Raw genomic sequence first — 19646 nt, 5'->3', positions numbered from 1 at the left:
ACGGCTACCGGGGAACGGGTTATCTTTTCTCGAATTCCTTGATGAGCTCTTCAATGGAGGCCTCTTCCTCGATGCTCAGCAGGTTCTCGATGCTTTCGACGTCGTGGCTCATGCGCGGGGTGACGGGTCGGCTCATCGTGACACGGCGCATGAATTCAGCCTCCGATGCGTCCGGCTCGCTCGGGAAAGCCGCATAGGCTCCCTTCCTCAGGAGAACCGAATGATACATCGGCTCCTGGGCCGATTCTTCCGATGGGCGGAAGACCTCTATCGGCGAGACGAACTTCTGACGGGTGACCAGGAACTCCTCCATGTAACGATCGGCGGAGAACATGCCGCTGCCCCTGCCGGTCTGGAGAAATCCCTCGATCTGGTGCAGCTTGTTGTCGCGAATCACGTTTTTCACAGATGTGGTTCCCCGCAGAATGGAAAGCAGAGGAACCCGGAAGTTGAGTCCCTTGAGGGCAACCAGATCCTGAATGATCAGCCAGGAGACGACCGAGGCAAGTTGGATCCGGACGGCATCCTGGGAGTCCGGTGGGAAGGAATTCAGGAGACGGTAGATTGCATCTTCCACGCTGGACGCATGCAGGGTGCCGATGACCAGATGGCCGGACTCGGCCGCGTTGAGGGTCAGCCGCATGGTCTCGGGATCGCGGAGTTCGCCGACAACGATCACATCCGGGTCTTCCCGAAGAATGTCAATGAGCCCCTGGTAAAAGGATGGCATGTCCACGCCAAGTTCCCGCTGCTGGATGACGCACTTCTTGGACTGAAAGCGATATTCGATGGGATTTTCCAGCGTGATGATGTGCCCCAGCCGGCTGGCGTTTATCTCATCGATAACGGCGGCGATGGTGGATGTTTTTCCGACGCCCGTAGCCCCGCAGAACAGGACCAGTCCTGATTCCAGCGAGCTGATTTCGTGGAGGCACGGATGGAGGTTCAGATCGTCGATCGTGGGAGGATTCCCCGGGAGGATGCGAACGGCCAGGCTCAGTCCGCGGCTGTTGCTGAATATGTTGATGCGCAGGCGGGCCCGGAAAAGGCTTGTGGCAAAGTCGACAGAGAGGCGCTCCTGGAGCGCCTGGAGCTGTTCCGGGGAGAGGATCTTGCGGACGAGATCATCGATATCCCGTGCGCCCCAGAGTTGCGCGCCGTAGAAATTGATCCGGCCGTGCTTCCTGTAGGCCGCCCGATGGCCGGGGATGATGTGAACATCGGAGGATCCTTCCCGGATGGCCTGCTGAATCGTTTCCTCGAAACGCTTCATGATGTCCTCCCAACTGACATGTCGGCTGTGCATCAAAGCTGTGCGGGATAAGAAAAACCGGGTTGGCTGGTGTCGGCCGTGTTCTCCCGGAGGTGTCGCGAATAGCCGTGACTGCTTGTAATAGCAGGAAAACAATTGCAAAACCTCGGGCTGATTGCAAGGGAAAATGTAATGCTGGAAGCGTGAACGCTCCGGTAAGCGGTATTGTTCGTGCCGGGTCGGTGTGGGAGTTTTTCGTTGACTTTGCCGGATCGAAAAATTATGGATGCACCCGTGCCGCGTGACGCGACGATAAGGGAAACAATGGGCCAACTTCTGGAAATACGAAACCTGCATGTCTGTTACGGGAACGTGAAAGTCCTGCATGGGATCGACCTGTCCGTGGAGGAAGGGGAGATCGTTTCGCTGCTCGGGGCCAACGGTGCGGGAAAATCGACGACGCTCCTGGCCGTCAGTGGTCTCGTCCGCTCTTCCGAGGGGACGATTTCCCTGGACCGGGATGCCATCCAACGGCTTCCCGCTCACGAGGTTGTAAAGCGCGGGATTACCCAGGCACCGGAAGGCAGGCGGATCTTTGGAACCCTGACGGTGGACGAGAACCTGACGCTGGGCGGCTTCGTCCGTTCGGATAACGAGGGAATCGAAGAGACCCGCGCCTGGGTGTACCGGTTGTTTCCCGTACTCGGTCAGCGCCGGGAACAACTCGGCGGGACGCTGTCCGGGGGAGAGCAGCAGATGCTCACCATCGGGCGGGCCCTCATGGCGAAGCCAAGGATTCTTCTTCTCGACGAGCCTTCGCTCGGCCTGGCGCCTCTTCTCGTCCAGACGATCTTTCAGACCATTCGGGAAATCAATCGGGCCGGACTGACGGTCCTCCTTGTGGAGCAGAACGCCCGGGCGGCCCTGAAACTGGCCCACCGCGGATATGTGATGGAACTGGGGCGTATCGTCCTGGAGGATTCGGCTGCGAACCTGCTTGCCAACCAGGATATTCAGAAGGCCTACCTCGGGGGAAGTCACGCCTGACGAGGCCGCACGGAACCGGGAAAGCATGCTCTCCCGGCTGCGGAAAGGGCGTGATGCGGGGGACGCTCACAGAAGCGCGGATTCTTTTCAGATTGGGAGACAGCCTGCCGCCGGCGGGCGTGTCAGGGAGCCATGGACGACATCCGCTCCGAGCTGAAAATCGCCCTCTACCGAAAAGGGGCGGCCCTCCTGGGATTCGCGGATCTTCGGGATCTTCCATCCGGCTGCAGGATGGACCTGCCGATCGGCCTTTCCATTGCAGTGCCCCTCGAGCCGGCGGTCGTTTCCGGCATCGGGGCGGGACCGACACAATCCTATTTTGAGGAATACGGACGGGTCAACCGGATCCTGGCCGAACTCGGCCTGGCCGCCGCGGAAATCCTTGCCGACAGGGGATGGGAGGCCGTTCCCGCGGAGCCGACCCGGGAAGTCTTTTCCTCCGACTTCCGGACACCTCTTCCCCACAAGACCGTCGCCACCCGCGCGGGGCTGGGCTGGATCGGCCGCAACGCCCTTTTGATCACGGAGCCCTACGGTTCCGCGGTCCGTCTCATGACGGTCCTTACCGATGCTCCCTTTACGGTCTCTCCTCCGGTCGAAACGTCCCGCTGCGGGACCTGCAGGCTGTGCGTGGATACATGCCCCGGCCGGGCGCCGCGGGGAGAAGAATGGCAGGCAGGACTGGACCGGGATGACATCCTGGACGTCCATGCCTGCTATACCGCCGCCCGTGATCTCTCCGGCCGGGCGGGCATCGGCGCCACCACGATCTGCGGCATCTGCATCGCCTGCTGTCCCTGGACGAAGCGTTACCTGAAGCAGAGTCTCCGTACCGGCCGGCCCGGATAGGAAGCTTCTTTCGAAGAAATCACTGTTCCTTCACGGATTGGCGTTGGCGGACCACACGAACCGCCCGTCCTGGATCTTCATCATGACGGCGCTCTTGATCGGGTCCCCCGAACCTTCCCGGAACTGCATGATCCCGGTGACCCCGTCGTATTCGGGGATCCTGGCCAGTGCGTCCCGCACGGCCTGGCGGTCCAGCCTGCCCGCCGTCCGGAGGGCCTGCCAGAGAAGGCCGAAGGAGTCGTAGGTCAGGGCGGCCACATCGTCGGGCAGGACGCTATACGCTTTTCTGTAGGACTCCACAAATGCCCTGGCAGACGGCGTTGCCATTTCCACGGAAAAGTGGGTGCTGAAATAAATGCCGTCGCAGTCTTTCCCGCATGATTTCAGAAGATCCGCCGTACCCCAGGAGTCGCTGCCGAGGAATGGGGCATGAATCCCGATCTTCCTGGCCCGCCGGATCTGGTTGGGAACTTCCGTGTAATGATTGGGGAGGAAAATCACGTCCGGCCCGGCATTTTTGATTTTCATCAACGGGGTGGTGAAGTCCTTGTCACCGGGGTCATAGGATTCAAACGCCACGACCTTCCCTCCCTTTCTAAGGAAGACGTCCCGAAAGACCTCCGCGATGCCTCTGCTGTAATCCGACGAACCGTCAAAAAGGACGGCGGCCGTTTCGGCCTTTTCCTCGTTGCGGGCGAATTTTGCCAGGACCTGCCCCTGGAACGGATCGATGTAGCAGGCCCGGAACACGTATTTCTTGGGCCCCCCCGTTTTGGCATCCAAGGTTGTTCTGGGAGTGGTGGATGAAGGCGATATGAGGACGGTCCCGGCGATCTCGGCGGCATCCGAGGCGGGGATCGCAAAGCGGCTTTCGTTGGGTCCGACGATGGCCACGACCTTGTCGCTGTCGATCAGCTTCCTGGCCGCCGCGGCCGATGCCTCCGCCTGGCCGCCGCTGTCCGCAACGAGGAGCTCGACTTTGTATTTCCTGCTCCCGATCACAAGGCCTCCTCCGCTGTTGATTTCCCGGACGGCCAGCTCGGCGGCGTTTCTGCAGGAGATGCCCACTGCGGAGGATTCGCCCGTCAGTTCCGCAATCAGTCCGATCCGGAGATCCTTCAGCTTGCCGTCGCCGCCGCAGCCGGCCAGGAGCAGCACGAGCGAGAACAGCATCGCGGATGTAAACACCTTCTTCATGAGCGGCATCCTCCCTGTCTATCGGGTTGTGCCCATTTTGATAAAGGAATGTCCGGTGCGAATCAAGGAGAATAACTGCCGGCGGGGCTCCGGGGACGAGGGCGAGGCCGCCTCCCTGACGGCGGTCGAATGCAAGGAACCCCTTGTGCGCCCCGGAGGGCGATGATAAGGAGAAAACCGGCCTTCCGCCGGCCTGTTTCCCGTTTTGGCAGTTCTCCCTTCCTGACGTGTCGCGAGGTTTATGGACAACCAGAAGAAGGCCTATGGGTACGCCCTGGCAACAGTGCTGCTTTGGTCGACGGTGGCCTCGGCATTCAAGATCACTTTGCGCTACCTGTCGTTCCTGGAGATGCTTTTCCTTGCGTCCCTGACGTCTGCGGCGGCGATCTTCGGGATTCTCTGCATCCAGGGAAAACTGCGACTACTCAGGGGCATGACCCGTCGGGAATGGCTCCATTCGGCGATCCTGGGATTGCTGAACCCGTTTGCCTATTACCTGATTCTCTTCAAGGCCTACGACCTCCTCCCCGCCCAGGAGGCCCAGCCCCTGAATTACACCTGGCCCATCATGCTGGTTCTCCTGTCCGCCCTGATTCTTCGCCAGAAGATCCGCACTGCGAGCTTGTTCGCAATCCTCCTCAGTTTTGCCGGGGTTCTGGTTATATCCACCCGGGGGGATCTCCAGAGTCTCCGGTTCACCAACCCGACAGGTGCGGCCCTGGCCCTCTCCAGTTCCATCCTGTGGGCCCTCTTCTGGCTCTTTAACGTAAAAGATGCCCGGGACGAGGTTCTCAAACTGTTCCTCTGCTTCATTTTCGGTACGGCCTATACACTGGTGGCCCTCGCCCTGTTTGCTCCCCTGCGCGAGCCATCGCTTCCGGGTCTTCTGGGTGCATGCTACATAGGCCTGTTCGAGATGGGCATTACCTTCGTCCTCTGGCTGAAGGCCCTGACCCTGTCCCGGAGCACCGCCCAGGTGGGCAACCTGATCTATCTCTCCCCTTTCGTTTCCCTTTTCTTCATTGCCGTGACGGTCGGCGAGCCGATTCTTCCTTCCACGGTTTTGGGACTGTCTTTCATCGTGGCGGGCGTGGTTCTCCAGCAACGCTTCTCATGACTCCGGAACCCGCTTCCGGAGAAGGATAACCTCCCGGGCGGGTTATGACAATTTCTTGACAAATGACCGGAATCAAGTTAGCAAAGATACGCTTTACCAGTGCCCGCAGTTCATGGGGATGGTCTTTCGGTACCGGACCCTCAGGCTCTCGGCAGAAGCGCTCGTCTTGATCCGGTGTTCGGTCCGGAGGGGGGTTTCAAACACAACATTCGAAGATGTGCGGCCGTCAGGTCGGAGGGTATAATTGCACGATCCCTTCATATCGCACAACCCCCCTGTTTCTTTTGTTATTTCCCCTGTTCTGTTCGCTTGGCCCGTTTCCGCAGCGGGTTGTTTCCCTTTTCGTTTCGACCGTACAACCGATGTCCCGATCCACTCGGGAAGGCATGCGCCGGGATTCCTGTCCGCGGCGCTGAACATTGGTAGCGAATACTTTGGAAAGGAGGGGGTAACGTGTATTTCGCAACGGAAGTGTTAACGCAGTCGAGTGAGCTCCGGAAGAAGTGGGAGGACGAGGTCCGGAAGGTGATCTCCAAGAACGCCGACCAGAAGCCCGAGGCGCTCTGGTCCACCGTCTCGGATCTTCCCATCCGGCGGCTCTACGGGCCCGAGGACATCAAGGACATGGACTTCGTCCAGGACATCGGGTATCCGGGCCAGTTTCCGTTCCTCAGGGGCAACCAGGCGACGGGGTACCGGGGGAAGTACTGGACGTTCCGCATGTTCTCCGGCATGGGGGACGCCAAGACAACGAACCAGCGGTGGCATCTCTTGCTCAAGGAGGGACAGACGGGGCTTTCCACGGCCTTCGACTTCCCGACCCTGATGGGGTATGACACCGATTCGCCGAAGGCCCGCGGGGAATGTGGAAAGTGCGGCGTTGCCATCGACACCCTGGAGGATTTTCTCCAGCTCGTCGAAGGTATCCCCATGGACCGGGTGACGACGTCCATGACAATCAACCCGCCGGCGACGGCCCTCTGGGCCATGTACTGCGCCGCCGCTGAGATCAGGGGGATTCCCCTGAACAAGATCGGCGGGACGATCCAGAACGACATGCTGAAGGAGTTCATCGCCCAGAAGACCCTGATGTGCCCTCCCGAGCCGTCGGTCAAACTGATCAGCGACACCGTCGAGTTCGGCACCAAGCATGTCCCCCGGTGGAACACCATCTCCATCAGCGGCTACCACATCCGGGAGGCCGGCGCCACGGCCGTGCAGGAGCTGGCTTTTACTCTCCGGGACGGCATGGAGTATGTGGAGGATGTCATCCGCCGCAAGGGGCTCGATGTGGATTCCTTCGCGCCGCGGTTGTCCTTCTTCTTCAATTCCCACATCGATTTCTTCGAGGAGATCGCCAAGCTCAGGGCGGCCCGGAGGATCTGGGCCAAGGCCATGAGGGACCGTTACAAGGCCAAGGACGAGCGGTCCTGGTGGATGCGGTTTCATACACAGACGGCGGGCTGCTCCCTGACAGCGCAGCAGCCCTATAACAACGTCGTCCGCACGGCCACGGAGGCTCTGGCGGCCGTCCTCGGCGGGACCCAGTCGCTCCACACGAACTCCCTCGACGAAGTGCTCTGCCTGCCCTCCGACCACGCGGTCCAGATCGCGCTCCGGACCCAGCAGATCATCGCCGAGGAAACAGGTGCGGCCAACACCATCGACCCGCTGGCAGGCTCCTACTTCATCGAGGCCCTGACGAACGAGATGGAGGAGAAGGCCTGGGAGTACATTCACAAGATCGACGAGATGGGCGGCATGGTCGCCGCCATCGAGAAAGGGTATCCCCAGCTGGAGATCGCCGACTCGGCCTACAAGTACCAGCGCCAGATCGACGCCGGGGAGAAGATCATGATCGGTATCAACAAGTACGTGACTGCCGATGAAGCGCCCATCCCGTTCCTGGAGATCGACGACAGCGTCGAGAAGGAGCAGATCGAACGCCTCAGCGCCGTCCGCCGGAAGCGCGACAACAAGACCGTGAAGCGCTGCCTGGACGACCTCAAGGGCGCCTGCAAGAAGGGCGAGAACGTCATGCCCTACTGCATCGAGGCCGTGAAGAATCTGGCCAGCGTGCAGGAGATCTGCGACGTCTACCGCGAAGTGTTCGGTGAATACCGCGATCCGGGACTCTACTAACGAGGAGGGAGGGACAGTTCAATGGCAGACAAGAAACTGCGAATCATGGTTGCGAAACCGGGCCTGGACGGTCATGACCGGGGAGCCCGCGTACTGGCCCGCTGTTTCCGCGATGCGGGTTTTGAAGTCATCTATACGGGCTGCCATCAGACGCCCGAACAGATCGCTGCGGCGGCCATCCAGGAAGACGTGGACATTGTCGGACTGAGCTGCCTGTCGGGAGCCCACCGTTATCTGTTCCCGGCAGTGGTGACGCTACTGAAGGATAAGGGTGCGGACGATATCACCGTCATCGGCGGCGGGATCATTCCGGACCAGGATTTCAAACTCATGTTTGATGCCGGCCTCAAGGCGATTTTTACGCCGGGGGCCACGCTCGACAGCATCGTAGAATGGATCAACACGAATGTTCAACCAAGGGCATGACATCATGGAAAAAGTAAAAAAAATCAAGGCGGGGGACGTACGGACGGCCTCCCGCCTCATCCGTCACCTGGAAGACGGCGTTGACGAGGCCCGTGCTACCATCAAGCACATCTTCCCCCTCACCGGAAAGGCCCACGTGATCGGTATCACCGGCTCGCCCGGGGCGGGAAAGAGCACCCTGGTGGACGGCCTTGTCGAGTGTTTCCGGAAGCGGGATAAAACAGTGGGCGTCCTCGCCGTGGATCCCACCAGCCCTTTTACAGGGGGAGCCATCCTGGGCGATCGGATCCGCATGCAGCGACATGCGGAAGACCCGGGCGTCTTCGTCCGCAGTCTGGCAACCCGGGGCGCCCTGGGCGGCCTGGCGAAAGCCGTCGGCGACTCTATCCACGTCATGGACGTCATGGGGATGGACATGGTGATTGTGGAGACCGTCGGCACCGGCCAGCAGGAAGTGGACATCATCAACCACTCCCACACGGTTGTCGTGGTGCTGATTCCGGGGATGGGAGACGAGATTCAGGCCATCAAGGCGGGGATCATGGAAATCGCCGATGTTTTCGTGATCAACAAGGCCGACCGGGAAGGCTCGTCGAAACTGCGGCGGGAACTCATGGCCATGCTGGACATGGCGCCGCCGAATACATTCCCTGGAGGCTGGCGGCCACCCATCCTCCGGGTGGAGAACGCCTTCGAGCCGGATGGATTCGGAAAGAGCCTGGAGGAAATGACAGCCACGATCGAGGAGCACTACAATCACCTGGTGAAACACGACCTCCTGGGTTCCCGGATCCGGCGAAAGGCAGTGGTGGAGCTCAATGAGGCCGTTCGTACGTGCGTTCTCGAACCGGTTTTGAAAGGACTCGTCGCTTCCGGAGAAATGGATGGGATGGTCGAGAAGCTCCTTAAGAAAGAGTCCGATCCATACACCCTGGCGGAAGAGATTGCCGGGCGGTTCCTGAAAAGCTTGGACTGAGCGGTTCCGTCCGGATGAAGACGATGGTAAACCCGGGGTTTCGCCCGCGGAGGGAGCGCCTCCCGGAGGGATCCCGGGTTTTTTCTTCCAGTTGCGATGTGTCGCCGCCTTCCGGTCATGGAACGGGAGGGCGAAGGAGATGAGCCTGTGAGCAACGACCGAATCACGGAAGCCGCATCCCGGTTCAACCGGGGACTGGTGATGGTCCTGACGGGAAACGGAAAAGGAAAGACCACTTCCGCCATGGGGCAGGCCCTGCGGGCTGTCGGACACGGACGGAAGGTTCTCGTGATCCAGTTCATGAAAGGCAGAAAGTATGGGGAGGTCCTGGCGGCGGAGAAGCATCTTCCGGGGATCACGATCGTCCAGAGCGGCCTCGACAGTTTTGTCATGCGGGACAATCCGGCGCCGGTGGACGTAGAACTGGCACGGCAAGGGCTGGAGATGGCCCGCGAGGCCCTGACCGCCGGCACCCATGACATGGTGATCCTCGACGAGATCAACGTAGCCATCGATTTCAAGCTGATCCCTCTGCCGGACCTGCTGGACCTGATAAGGAACAAACCGCCGGAGGTGGACCTGATTCTAACGGGCCGTTACGCGCCTCCGGAGATCGTGGAACTGGCCGACACGGTGAGCGAGATCCGGGAGGTCCGTCATCATTACAGCAAGGGGATTAAGGAGAGAGCCGGCATCGAATACTGAGACGACCTCGGAACAAGCCCGGATGCTGCGTTGCGCTTTCCCCCTCGTCACTGCGGCATACGAAAAAGTACGCCTCGCTCCTTGGGGCTTGCGCGCCTTGCCTGCGAGCCTTTTGCGACGTCGTCCATGCGGAGTTTCAGAGACTACGGAGATAGGTTATTCACGGCTCGGGACTTCGGGCGCCTTGCATCCGACCATTTTTGAACAGCCCGGAAATGCTTTTGGTAACTGAAAGCGTGTCGCTGTGTCCAAAGAACTGAGTAAGTCAATCCCTCCGTGGCTCCGGCGTATGAAGACCGCCCTCCGCAGGGGAGGGGCAACGGAGGTACGGCCGATTTCCGTTGAGTCCATTGTCGTGGACGAGCGGGTTCGTCTCAAGTGCCAGGTGCCGCTCTGCAACAGCTACGGCCGCAACTTCACCTGTCCCCCCTATCTGCCCCCGGTGTCTCAGTTCCGAGAGATGCTGTCCCGTTTTGCGGATGCCTTACTTGTCCAGGTATCCGCCGAAGGTCCGTTTGATCCGCCGGAAGACGTGTTTGTTTTCGCCGGACGGCTTCACAATCTGATGAACCGGGCGGAGCGGATGGCCTTTGAGGAAGGATTCCGTTTTGCCGCAGCGCTGATCGGAGGGTGTTGCCGGCTGTGCGACGAGTGCGCGGCCGTCAGGCCCGGAGAACCCTGCCGACACCCGTTCAAAGCGAGGCCGTCCATGGAGGCCATGGGAATCGATGTTCTGGCCACCCTGGAAAAAGCCGGCCTGCCCGGGCGGTTCCCCGTCCGAGACCGGGTCGACTGGACAGGGCTTCTTTTGATCTGAACAGGCAGCTCGATTTGTTCAAACCACAAGGAGAATTTTTATGGCCATCTTGAAGGAAGGGGGAATTCCCATCGGCAGGATGCTGTTCATCCCGCGGGAGGGGGACCTGAAAAAAGAAGACCTGGAGATCGAGTCGAACGGCCAATATTCACTGATCGAGCGGCCCGACTGCTTTGTCATCAAAAACGGCGAGTGCTGCCGGAGCATTCTCGTGAAGGTGAGCCGGAAGGAGTAGAAAACCCTGCAAGGCAAATCCGCTGAGGAGTGGGTGCCGTTCCGGAAAACGGCATGAAAGAGGAAAGCCCCCGGATACCCCGGGGGCTCTTTTGCGTTCATGTCGCTGACAGGGTCATGCGGGGCAGTCCGCTCCGCCGGCGGTTCCTCACGTGACTTTATCGGTCTGATCCGCCGGGGGATCCTTCAGATTCTCGACGTTATGGCCGAATGGCAGCGACGCCGCCTCTTCACGGTCTGAGAAGATCAGTTCTGCAGCGATGCCCGCTGCATCGGTGATAATCTCCCGGCAGTGAAGGGCATGGTCCCGGCATAGCCAGGCGTCGTGCCACTTCGACGTGAGGTCGCGGCAGCAGGTGTAGCCGTACTTGTCCCGGAACCGGTTTGGAATCTGGTTAAAGAGGCGGTAGAGCCCGGGTTTTCCGTAAAGCTCCTGGTTCGCCTTTCTGACCGCATCTTTCGGATCCGCCCCTTCGGGAAGGCTGCTGCGGCCGTGGGCGGCCCCGACGGCGATGACCGCACCCGTGATGGCGCCGCATGTATCCCCGTACAGACCAACCCCGCCACCGAAGCCGGATGCCACTTTCTTGGTTTCCGGCGACAGCCCTGTGTCCACCAGCGTCAAAACCGCTTCCGCTACGCACTCCGCGCAGTTGTAGCCCAGTGTAAAGTTCTTGCGGGCCCGCTGGCGGATCGCATCAATTTTTTCTTCTCTTGTCATCGAAAGCACCCCTTCCCCAGCCGCCGGACGGCATCCGCCGGCTTACTTCAGACTGCTCAGGATGTCCCGGGCGATGATGACCCGCTGGATCTGGTTGGTACCCTCGTAGATCGAGGTGATCCGGACATCCCGGGCAAAACGCTCAATGGGAAATTCCCGCGTGTAGCCGTATCCGCCCATGATCTGCAGGGCGTTGTAGCAGGCCCGTTCCGCCGCTTCCGTGGCATAGTATTTGGCCATGGAGGCCTGGCGGGCGAAGAACCGGCCGTTCTCTTTCTGGAATGCGGCATTCATCAGGAGCAGCCTCGCCGCCTCGAGTTCCGTGTAGGACTCGGCGATCATCCACTGGATAGCCTGGAAATTCGAAATGGGCTGATCGAACTGTCTGCGTTCCAGGGCGTATTTCGCAGCGTATTCGATGGCTGCCTGGCCGATCCCCAGGCCCAGGGAGCCGATGCCGATCCGGCCGCCCGCGAGCTCGCCCACGGCGGTCCGGAAACCGTCGTTGGGTTTGCCCATCATGGCATCCTTGGGGATGCGGCAGTCCTCGAAGATCAACTCGTTGGTGATGGACGCGTGCTGGCCCATCTTGTGCTCGGCCCGGCCCACGGTGAAACCCTTGAGCCCGTTTTCCACGAGGAACGTGCTGATGCCCTTGCCTTTGGGGGCGGACTTGTCCGTCACGGCCCAGACGACGAAAACGCCGGCGTATTCGGCGCTGGTGATGAACATCTTGTTGCCGTTGAGGACCCACTCGTTGCCGTCCAGAACGGCGGAACAGCGCATTCCGGCAGGGTCGGAGCCGGCTGTCGTCTCCGTGAGACCGAAGCCGCCGGCGTAATACTCGCCGGAACAGATCTTCGGGATGTACTTTTGCTTCTGTTCTTCCGATCCGATGGCCTGGATGACCTCGCAGACCATGTTGTTCACCGACATGGTGACGCCCGTCGATGCACAGGCCTTTCCGATCTCCGTCACGGCCAGGCTGAAGGCCACGACGCCGGCTTCCGATCCGCCGTAATCGCCTTTCACGTTGATGCCCATGAGGCCGAGGCCGGCCAGTTTCCGCAGGTTGGCACAAAAAGCCGCCCGGTCGTCCTGTTCGTCCAGCTTGGCTGCCAGGGGTTCCAGTTCCGTCTTGGCGAAGTTGCGCGCCGTATCCTGAATAATTCTTTGTTCTTCCGTGAGATCTAGATTCATCGTTCCTTCCTTCCCTCTGAAATGTATTACGCGCCGGCGTCCGCCGGTCAGGGCGGATCGGGCGGGGCGCCGGATCATGCGCAGTCTCTTGAATGTGCGGGAAGGCGGGATAAACCCGCCTTCCCGGTCAATTGGTGCTGACATCCGGCGTCCGGGTCATGTGACTGCCCGCCGCCGGCCGGTGCCAACATCAGGCCCCTTTGTCGATGATGGCCTGAATTGCGGGCGTATAATCGGTCTTCGCGGGCAGGAAGATCAACTCCGGATCGACGAACTCGCGGAGCACGAACAGCTCCCTGTAGGTCGGATGCGGAGTCTCACCCTTGACATTCGACACATTGAGCTCGAAGCCGCAGTTTTCCTTGACCTGCTCCACCGTGACGCCCGGATGATGGGTCTCCAGGTAGATGATCCCCTCTTTGTCGAAACGGTAAACGCCCATGTTGGTCACGACGGCGGTGGGACCGCAGTCTGCAAAGGCCGTATTCTTCCAGACTTCCTTTTTGGGCTTCCACTCGTTGGTCTTGAAGTCCCAGCACCACCAGCCGGGGGTGGTCGTATAGTCGTTCCGCTCCAGGAAGCGCCGTTTTTCCTGGAGAATGATGTAGGCAGTCCGTTTGGCCATGGTCCCGATGTCGGAGTTTCCACCGGACCCGGTGAAGCGGTGGGAGGGTGCAAAATAGTCTCCGATGGAGGTCACGTTGACGCCGCCGTACTTGTCGATGGCTGCGCCGCCGAGGAACCCGAGTGTGACATAGCCCTGCTGCAGGTAGTATCCGAATGTGTCGACGAGGCCGCCCAGGGTGGAGCTCATGTTGGCCGCCCGTTGGTCGCAGACGGACATGGGGACGTGCATCGTCTTGCCGTCGCAGATTCCCGATTCGTAGATCAGGGTCGCATTCGGCGCGTTCGTGAAGTTGGCCGTCATGATGCCCACCATGGGGAGCCCCGTTCCGGCGAACACGATATCGTCATTCCGAACTTCGTGAGCCACGGCGATGGCCATCAGCTCCGGAAGAATGAACTCTCCCGGTTTCGCGAACTCATTGGGAATCAGATCGATCAATTCCATCAATTCTTCCATTGATTTTGCCATGTTTCGTATCCCCCCTTTCTTTTAGTAACCGCTGCGTGCCACGGACAAGGGCATCTTCATCCTGGGTGCCGGTTTCTTTCCTCTCATCATGCGGACGCTGTAACCGGTGGTGCTGTCCGCCTTCAGGTCCAGGAGCTTCTTGGCACCCAGCTTGACGACGAAGTCTTCCCAGCTCTTGGGACCGAAGACCCACTCATCGAGCCATTTCTTCAGGTCATCGGGGTTCCGGGAGGCCTTGTCCATATCCCGCATGAAGGGCGCATCGTAGTCGTAGTAGAAGGGGACCGAGCTCGGGAAGGCGCCCCAGGGGCACTCCACGACGGCGTCCACAACGAAGTAGGGGATCTGGTTCGTTTCGGGAAGTTTTCTCATTTCCGCTTCGGGGACGATCTCCTCGGCGATGATGACGACCTTGTCGCAGGCGAAGGAGATCTCCTTGTCGATGGTGCCGACGCCGCGCCAGCGGGCCGTTCCCTTGTCGCCGGCCTGGGCGACATGGATGATGGCCAGCTCGGGTTTGGCTGCCGGCAACAAAATGGTGTCACCCTCTCCCCAGAAGGGTTCCTCCATCTGGATGAACTTCTTCTTGGCGATCTTGGGGTTCTTTCCGTCCCGCATACCCGCCTTGCCGAGGGCGTCATACTTGGGATTGTACAGGTCGGATCCCAGAGGTGCGGAGTAGGGAATAAAGGGCGCTCCGATGGCGCCGGCCAGGAACCGCATGGCCATGGCGCCGTGGGAATAATCCTCCAGAATGACCTTACCGGCCTTGTAGTGCCGTTCCAGGTTGATGTCGATCTTGCCGGCCATTTCCCCCCAGCCCATCCAGTCGGTCTCATAGATCTTCATGGCGTTGACGGAGTTGAGGAGCCACGTACACACACCGCCGTGCCGGTCGATGACATGAATGTCCTTGATGCCCTGACGCACCGTTTCCCAGGCGAATGCGAAGGGGTTCCGGTTGAAGCCCGTGAACCCGCTGAACGCGCAGATGACCCCGTTGTGCATGTACTTCTTGACCGCTTCCTCCAGCGACAGGATCTCCGCCTTTTTCGATTTCCCGCGAATTCTTGCCATTGTTACCTCCTTTTCAGTGCAATGATAAACCCCCTTGAATTTACAAAAAACTCATCAGAACAGACAGGTTCTCTGTTACGTGCGCTCACCTCCCTTCTTCGGAAAAAAACAGACGATGATTGGATATACGTGGAAAGACACCGTGTCGAGCGGTGATGCGAAGATCGTTCCGCAACGGATGCGAGAGGAGCGGCATGAAGAGATCCCTTGGGCCTCTCAGGGCGAACTCCTGTTGAATGGTGCAACTGTCTATGTCAGAGGTTGAGGAAACGGCGATCCGTCTATCCTCCGGCCGACCGGTTGTCCCGGTTCTGGTGCAGTGCCGGAGGATGGACATGACGGGATGAAAGTTGCCTTAGGGTATAAGGGATCGGCCCCTTCGGTGTCAAGAAATAATTGGGGACGTTTCCAGGGGTTGAGGCCTTCCTGGGGCCTTTGCGGCGGGTCGATGGAAAGACGCGATGAGCCGACGGTCAGGACGGCCGGGGAGCCATTTCTGCCAGAATCTCTTCCAGGTATGACGGCGGGAGCGATTCGCCGATCGTTTCCATGTCCGTCTCGAGGACTTCACAGAGAGCCAGCGCCAAGCCTTCGTACATAATCATCAGATGGTGGAGGGCCTCTTCCACTCGCTCCTCCAGGAGGGCTTCCTCGAGGGTCTCCCGGATGAAAGGGTCTCCCGCCAGGTCCAGGGAGGACCGGCCCAGGATTTCCAGGTAGCGGGACGGGGCTTCGTCACTGCTGTAAAGGATCGCCATCTGCCTGAAGGCCAGATAACAGTAGATCGCCCGCTGGGTGACGTCTTCTTCGTTGAGCATGTCAACCTCCGTCGGGAGCGGCATAAAGGCGGTCTCCCCTCCGGCTCCTGTCGAAGCAGTGTGCCTCCATGCCGGGGACGATCACCCGTACTGTGGGGATACCGGTTCCGCCGTCCGTCAGATCCACAGCGATCACCCGATCCAGGCCGCGGTTCATGCACCTGGACATCAGAAGATGGACGTCGTCGAGGATGTCGTCTCTGAAATCGGCGTTCATGTCGCCCAGGCCGATCTGCCGGTAGCTGAAGAAGCGATAATCCTCCTCTTCCTCCCGGAAATAGGTGGAGCATCCTTCCTGCAGGCCCGCCAGCCCGCGCGTCTGAAGGAACAGGGCGCGGGTCGTCACGATTTCCAGCAGGGCCCGGGCCAGGGCCACACGGGGATCCAGGTGGGTTCCGAAACCGTCGATGGGGATCATGGAATCGTACTGCATATCCCTGGAAAAGGCTGCAATCGTGGGTACGCCGACGTCCGAGGTGATGTTTTTAGCCACGATTTCAATGCCTGCCTCGCAGAACTTTTCAATGATGTCGAGGAGGAAGGCGTTGCCGTCCGCCGCTTCAACCGACAGGGCGTCCAGGGCCTCGGCGCGGTATTGGGCGATGCTCCAGGCGTCGCGCTCGATCACCTCCGTGATGCCGTGCTCGATGGCCTCTTCGAGGGTATTGCCGGCGGCGATGCCATTGGTGTGGGTATGGATGACCAGGATGTCGTCCAGGTGAAAAGGATGAAAGACGGCACAGGCGGGCAGATAGACATCCTCGTTGCGCAGCAGGTCGTAGCCGCGGATCCAGAAGATGGGCCGGTCGTCGTCGTACTCGCTGGACTGTGAAAGGATCAGGTCAGGCGGGGGAAGGACGTTGAATTGCCGGGACAACCGGCGGTAACTGTTCCGGACCAGCCTTTCCCGGTGGACTTCGCGGAATTCGGAGGCGTGGCGCTCGACGGATTCCATCGTGAGGGATACCCGGGCCTGGATGGGCGTAATTCCCTTGCCGGTATGACGGGTTACGGATCCGTCCGGGCGGACCCTCCGGCAAGTGAAGACCGGAAGGCCGATGCGATCGTCTCGTTCGGCGTCCCGGATATCCAGCATCCCGACCTTCTCTTCCAGCCGGGTGATGAACGCCAGGGTCTCCGCCGGCGGTCGGGAGCGGTGGGTCTCCAGAATGTAAGCCTTGGGACAGGGTTTCAGAGAGAGGGGCGGCATCCGTCGTCTCCTGGTGGATCGGGGCTGCCGGAACGGAAAAACCCTCCCGCCGGCGACGGAAGGGAAGTCAATCTCAAATCGGACGGGCTGTCAACCGTTTTGTGGGGCCGTGTAAGCCGCTGTGCGCGTCATGGCACGGAAAACCGGCACCCGGAGCCAAAGCAATTGACAAACTGCCGGGGTTGTGAGAAAAATCCGAACCAGTCTTTTACTGGTAAAGCGCCTTTTTCCCCCTTCCCCAACATAGTTACGAACCGGACCTGCACGGGAGTGGAGCGTACAGGGCAAGTCCGGGGGAAATAAAAGGAGGACGAGATGGAGAAGGTACCGCAGAAACTGGATAAAACCAGACCAAAGTTTTACGCCGATGCCAAGATAGCCGGGTTCGGCGAGAGGAAACCCGATTATTCCGGCATGGGGAGAAAGATCAAAGGCCAGTTCAAGGGATTCCGGGAGGTGGTTTGCGTAGAGGCCTGCCGCACGCCTTACGGCGTTTTCGGAGGCTCCCTCAAGGGCTTCGATGCCCCTCAGTTGGGAGCGCTGGCGATCAAGGAGTGCCTGCGGCGGGTGAGCGGCAAGGTCAAGCCGGAGGACGTCGACTATGTCATCATGGGACAGGTGGTACCCGCCGGATGCGGGCAGGTGCCCAGCCGGCAGGCGACCCTGCTGGCGGGATTGCCCGAGTCCGTGCCGTCCATCACCGTGAACAAGGTCTGCTCCTCGGGCATCAAGACGATCGACCTGGCCGTTCAGATGATCCAGACAGGACGAGCCGAGATTGTCGTCGCCGGCGGCCAGGAAAGCATGTCGAACTGTCCGTATTCGCTGCCCGACATGCGCTGGGGGAGCCGCATGGGACTTCCCAACGGACGCATGGTCGATCTGATGGTCTATGACGGACTGTGGGACGCTTTCTACAATCGCCACATGGCCATCCACGGGTCGGAGACGGCCGATGAATTCGGTTTCACGAGACAGGACCAGGACGAGTGGGCGTTCACCTCGCAGATGCGGGCCGTGGAGGCCATGAAGGCCGGTCGCCTGGATGACGAGATATTCCCCGTGGAGATCAAGAAGGGGAAAGACGTGGCAGTCTTTGACAAGGACGAGGGACCCCGGACGGGTACGACCATGGACGGTCTGGCCAAGCTGCCTCCCGTCTTCAATCACAAGAGCACCGTAACGGGGCAGCTCGGCAGCGTGACGGCGGGCAACGCGCCGGGCGTGAACGACGGCGGAGACGTGTGCATGCTCATGAGTGCCGAGAAAGCGAAGGAACTAGGCTTGAAGCCCCTTTTCACGATTCTCGGTTATGCGGAGGTCTCCCAGCCGACCAAGGACATCGCCACCGTCCCGGGACTTTCCATCAAAAAAATCCTCGAAGAGAACGATCTGAAGCTCGATCAGGTGGATCTGATCGAGATCAACGAGGCCTTTGCGGCCGTCGTTCTCGTCAGTGCCCGGAGCATCCTGGGCATGTCCAAGGAAGACATGATGAAGAAGGTCAACGTCAACGGGAGCGCCATCGCTTACGGCCATCCCATCGGGGCTACCGGGGCCCGGATCCTCATGACCCTCGGATATGAACTGAGGCGGCGTGGTGGCGGCCTCGGCGTCTGCGGCATCTGCTCCGGCCACGCCCAGGGAGACGCCATGCTGATCCGGGTGGACAAGTAAAAGGGAACCGGGGGGTACGATACGGTTCTCCATCCACAACGACATACCGGAAACGGCAGAAAAAGGAAGGAGCGGGGTTTTCATGCCTCGCCGTTTCTCAGGGGCTGCCGTGTTCCAGGGAAAAAACAAGGAGGGTAGGAGATGACGATTAAAACAATCGGTGTAGTGGGTGCGGGTCAGATGGGAAACGGAATTGCCCAGGTCGCAGCCTCTCCGGGCGGCCTGAATGTCATCATGAACGACATTGCCGAACCGTTCGTGAACAGGGGTTATGAAACCATTTCCAAGAATCTGGACCGCTTGGTGGCCAAGGAAAAGCTGACGGCGGACCAGAAGGCGGAGATCCTCGGCCGGATCAAAAAGAGCACGAACGTTGAGGATATGAAGGATGCCGACATTGTCGTGGAGGCGGCCGTGGAGCGGGAGGACCTGAAACTGGGGCTCTTCAAGAAGCTCGACGAAATCTGCAAGCCCGGCGTCATTCTCGCCACGAACACGTCGTCCATTCCGATCACCAGGATCGCAGGTGCTACGAAACGCCCCGAACTGGTTATCGGCATGCATTTCATGAACCCGGTGCCGGTCATGCGGCTCGTGGAGATCATCCGCGGCCTTGCCACTTCGCAGGAAACCTATAACGCCACCGAGGCCCTGAGCAAACAGTTCGGCAAGGTCCCGGTGGAATGCAACGATTTCCCGGGATTCGTGTCCAACCGCATCCTGATGCCCATGATCAACGAGGCGGTCTATGCCCTGATGGAGGGAGTCGGGCAGCCGAAGGCGATCGACGACATCATGGTCCTGGGAATGAACCACCCCATGGGGCCTCTGGCGCTGGCGGACCTGATCGGCCTGGATACCTGCTGGGCCATCATGGACGTCCTTTACAAGGGCTTCGGCGATTCCAAGTATCGGCCCTGCCCGCTTTTGAAGAAATACGTCGACGCCGGATACATGGGGCGAAAAAGCGGGCGCGGTTTTTACGATTACAGCAAGTAATGCGGCATCCGCACGCCGTTTCCTGAAGGGATTCCGGCCCCCTCCCCCGGCATGTCCGGGAGAGGGGGCTTCGGGACCGGCTGCCG

Annotated in this window: 19 protein-coding genes; 11 read left to right on the top strand and 8 right to left on the bottom strand. The window is 60.1% G+C overall.

All coding sequences use genetic code 11. The features are described 5' to 3' along the window. Positions 1 to 19 precede the first annotated feature (19 nt). Positions 20 to 1273 (bottom strand): PilT/PilU family type 4a pilus ATPase, encoded by a 1254-nt coding sequence (locus HPY65_15015; GenBank protein ID NPU85785.1) that lies wholly within the window; start codon positions 1271 to 1273, stop codon positions 20 to 22. A gap of 303 nt (positions 1274 to 1576) precedes the next feature. Between HPY65_15015 and HPY65_15010 the strand changes: the two genes are divergently transcribed. Together HPY65_15010 and HPY65_15005 are read left to right on the top strand one after the other, a co-directional pair. Next, a complete protein-coding gene (locus HPY65_15010) occupies positions 1577 to 2299 on the top strand; it encodes an ABC transporter ATP-binding protein (GenBank protein ID NPU85784.1) in 723 nt (240 codons plus the stop codon). 132 nt (positions 2300 to 2431) lie between these two features. After that, positions 2432 to 3148 (top strand): epoxyqueuosine reductase, encoded by a 717-nt coding sequence (locus HPY65_15005; GenBank protein ID NPU85783.1) that lies wholly within the window; start codon positions 2432 to 2434, stop codon positions 3146 to 3148. A gap of 30 nt (positions 3149 to 3178) precedes the next feature. Here the strand turns inward: HPY65_15005 and HPY65_15000 are convergent, their stop codons facing one another. Continuing rightward, positions 3179 to 4354, bottom strand: coding sequence for an ABC transporter substrate-binding protein (locus HPY65_15000; protein NPU85782.1), 1176 nt, complete (start codon positions 4352 to 4354; stop codon positions 3179 to 3181). 232 nt (positions 4355 to 4586) lie between these two features. Here HPY65_15000 and HPY65_14995 point away from each other — a divergent pair, with 232 nt between their 5' ends. The 7 genes from HPY65_14995 (at position 4587) to HPY65_14965 (ending at position 10763) form a co-directional block, all read left to right on the top strand. Continuing rightward, a complete protein-coding gene (locus tag HPY65_14995) occupies positions 4587 to 5462 on the top strand; it encodes a DMT family transporter (protein ID NPU85781.1) in 876 nt (291 codons plus the stop codon). A 453-nt stretch (positions 5463 to 5915) separates the two neighbouring features. Beyond that, positions 5916 to 7604, top strand: coding sequence for a methylmalonyl-CoA mutase family protein (locus HPY65_14990; GenBank protein ID NPU85780.1), 1689 nt, complete (start codon positions 5916 to 5918; stop codon positions 7602 to 7604). 21 nt (positions 7605 to 7625) lie between these two features. After that, complete coding sequence (locus HPY65_14985; GenBank protein NPU85779.1) at positions 7626 to 8030, top strand: cobalamin B12-binding domain-containing protein; 405 nt, start codon at positions 7626 to 7628, stop codon at positions 8028 to 8030. A 4-nt stretch (positions 8031 to 8034) separates the two neighbouring features. Then, positions 8035 to 9006, top strand: a complete 972-nt coding sequence (meaB, locus tag HPY65_14980) for a methylmalonyl Co-A mutase-associated GTPase MeaB (GenBank protein NPU85778.1) — start codon at positions 8035 to 8037, stop codon at positions 9004 to 9006. A 117-nt stretch (positions 9007 to 9123) separates the two neighbouring features. Continuing rightward, on the top strand, positions 9124 to 9711 hold the full coding sequence (locus HPY65_14975) for a cob(I)yrinic acid a,c-diamide adenosyltransferase (GenBank protein NPU85777.1): 588 nt from the start codon (positions 9124 to 9126) through the stop codon (positions 9709 to 9711). Between the two features lie 289 nt (positions 9712 to 10000). Next, positions 10001 to 10528, top strand: coding sequence for a DUF2284 domain-containing protein (locus HPY65_14970; GenBank protein NPU85776.1), 528 nt, complete (start codon positions 10001 to 10003; stop codon positions 10526 to 10528). A 40-nt stretch (positions 10529 to 10568) separates the two neighbouring features. Continuing rightward, positions 10569 to 10763 (top strand): hypothetical protein, encoded by a 195-nt coding sequence (locus HPY65_14965; GenBank protein NPU85775.1) that lies wholly within the window; start codon positions 10569 to 10571, stop codon positions 10761 to 10763. A gap of 147 nt (positions 10764 to 10910) precedes the next feature. On the opposite strand, the gene HPY65_14960 is transcribed toward HPY65_14965, so the two are convergent. The 6 genes from HPY65_14960 to HPY65_14935 form a co-directional block, all read right to left on the bottom strand. Next, positions 10911 to 11483: a C_GCAxxG_C_C family protein gene (locus tag HPY65_14960; GenBank protein ID NPU85774.1), complete on the bottom strand. Its 573-nt coding sequence runs from the start codon at positions 11481 to 11483 to the stop codon at positions 10911 to 10913. Positions 11484 to 11525: 42 nt separating this feature from the next. Next, entirely contained in the window at positions 11526 to 12683 is a 1158-nt protein-coding gene (locus HPY65_14955; protein NPU85773.1) for an acyl-CoA dehydrogenase, read from the bottom strand. A 190-nt stretch (positions 12684 to 12873) separates the two neighbouring features. Then, positions 12874 to 13755: an acyl CoA--acetate/3-ketoacid CoA transferase subunit beta gene (locus HPY65_14950; protein NPU85772.1), complete on the bottom strand. Its 882-nt coding sequence runs from the start codon at positions 13753 to 13755 to the stop codon at positions 12874 to 12876. Between the two features lie 45 nt (positions 13756 to 13800). Further along, on the bottom strand, positions 13801 to 14856 hold the full coding sequence (locus HPY65_14945) for an acyl CoA--acetate/3-ketoacid CoA transferase subunit alpha (protein NPU85771.1): 1056 nt from the start codon (positions 14854 to 14856) through the stop codon (positions 13801 to 13803). A 473-nt stretch (positions 14857 to 15329) separates the two neighbouring features. Then, the gene (locus HPY65_14940) at positions 15330 to 15674 is read right to left on the bottom strand and encodes a hypothetical protein (protein NPU85770.1); all 345 of its coding nucleotides are present in this window, start codon (positions 15672 to 15674) and stop codon (positions 15330 to 15332) included. Position 15675: 1 nt separating this feature from the next. Beyond that, positions 15676 to 16884 (bottom strand): methanogenesis marker 1 protein, encoded by a 1209-nt coding sequence (locus HPY65_14935; GenBank protein ID NPU85769.1) that lies wholly within the window; start codon positions 16882 to 16884, stop codon positions 15676 to 15678. Between the two features lie 315 nt (positions 16885 to 17199). On the opposite strand from HPY65_14935, the gene HPY65_14930 reads away from it, so the two are divergent. Together HPY65_14930 and HPY65_14925 are read left to right on the top strand one after the other, a co-directional pair. Beyond that, on the top strand, positions 17200 to 18561 hold the full coding sequence (locus tag HPY65_14930) for an acetyl-CoA C-acyltransferase (protein ID NPU85768.1): 1362 nt from the start codon (positions 17200 to 17202) through the stop codon (positions 18559 to 18561). A 141-nt stretch (positions 18562 to 18702) separates the two neighbouring features. Next, on the top strand, positions 18703 to 19560 hold the full coding sequence (locus tag HPY65_14925) for a 3-hydroxybutyryl-CoA dehydrogenase (protein NPU85767.1): 858 nt from the start codon (positions 18703 to 18705) through the stop codon (positions 19558 to 19560). The last annotated feature ends 86 nt before the right edge of the window (positions 19561 to 19646 follow it).

Source organism: Syntrophaceae bacterium (assembly GCA_013177825.1).
Classification (GTDB): Bacteria; Desulfobacterota; Syntrophia; order Syntrophales; family PHBD01; genus PHBD01.
The sequence above is the reverse complement of the archived record's forward strand: the minus strand, read 5'-3'. Positions and strand labels throughout refer to the sequence as shown.